Source organism: Actinomadura sp. NPDC048032 (genome assembly GCF_040653175.1).
Lineage (GTDB): Bacteria > Actinomycetota > Actinomycetes > Streptosporangiales > Streptosporangiaceae > Spirillospora > Spirillospora verrucosospora.
Genome location: NZ_JBEZJP010000814.1, coordinates 1 through 1,240 on the forward strand (window position 1 = coordinate 1; position 1,240 = coordinate 1,240).

1 protein-coding gene is annotated in these 1,240 nt (G+C 68.3%); it reads left to right on the forward strand.

The window, feature by feature from the left end; genetic code table 11:
• The first annotated feature begins 152 nt into the window (after nucleotides 1-152).
• A complete protein-coding gene (locus tag AB0C69_RS42425; RefSeq protein WP_345176711.1) occupies nucleotides 153-1,178 on the forward strand; it encodes a BMP family ABC transporter substrate-binding protein in 1,026 nt (341 codons plus the stop codon).
• Nucleotides 1,179-1,240 lie beyond the last annotated feature (62 nt).

Consider the following 1,240-nt stretch of genomic DNA (forward strand, 5'->3'; position numbering starts at 1 on the left):
GGCTACCTGAAGTGGGACGAGGGCCGGGTCGAGGAACCGCTCGACCTCTTCCGGCGGGCGGGCGGCCTGTACCGGGACGCGGGCTGCCGGACCGTGGGTGGGACGGAAGGAGCGCTACCTTGCGCCGTGGACTGAAGATTACGCTCGTCACCGTGACGGGTGCGGCGCTGACGCTCAGCGCTTCCGCGTGCGGTGGCAAGAAGGCCGACAGCGGCGACGGCGGCGGCGACGGCAAGAAGACCCTCAAGATCGGTCTGGCCTTCGACATCGGCGGCCGCGGCGACCAGTCCTTCAACGACTCGGCGGCCGCGGGCCTCGACAAGGCCAAGAAGGACCTGGACGTCAAGACCGAGGAGATCTCCGCCAAGCCGGACGAGCCGGACTCCGACAAGGAGTCGCGCCTGCGTCTGCTGGCGAACAAGGGCTACAACCCGGTCATCGGCGTCGGCTTCGCCTACACGGCCTCGATCAACAAGGTCGCCAAGGACTTCCCGAACACCAAGTTCCTCGTCGTCGACGCCGACCAGTGCAAGGTCGAGGGCGCCAACGTCAGCGGCGCCTGCTTCTCCGAGGAGCAGGGGTCCTACCTGGTCGGCGCCGCGGCCGCGCTGAAGTCCAAGACCGGCACGATCGGGTTCATCGGCGGCGTCAACGTCCCGCTGATCAACAAGTTCTTCGCCGGGTACCAGGCGGGTGCGAAGAAGGCCAAGCCGGGCATCAAGGTGCTGCCCGCCAAGTACCTCACGCAGCCCCCGAACTTCAACGGCTTCAAGGACGCCGGTCTCGGCAACGAGGCGGCCAAGGGCCAGCTCGACGAGAACGCCGACGTGATCTACCACGCGGCGGGCGGCGCGGGCATCGGCGTCATCAAGACCGTCGGCGCGGCCAAGAAGTGGGCGATCGGCGTCGACTCCGACCAGTACAACCAGCCCGCGGTCGCCGGGGTGAAGGCCCAGATCCTGACGTCCATGGAGAAGCACGTGGACGTCGCGGTGTACGACTTCGTCGAGAGCGTCGCCAAGGGCACCTTCAAGGCCGGCACCACGCAGTACAACCTGAGCAACGACGGCATCGGGTACGCCACCTCCGGCGGCAACGTCGACGACATCAAGGCCAAGCTCGACGAGCTGAAGGCGGAGATCGTCAGCGGCAAGATCACCGTTCCGACCAAGGCCTGACGCCGCGGCCGGGACGCGGGAGCACGCTCCCGCGCGGCGACGTGCCGGCCGGTCCGCCGGCC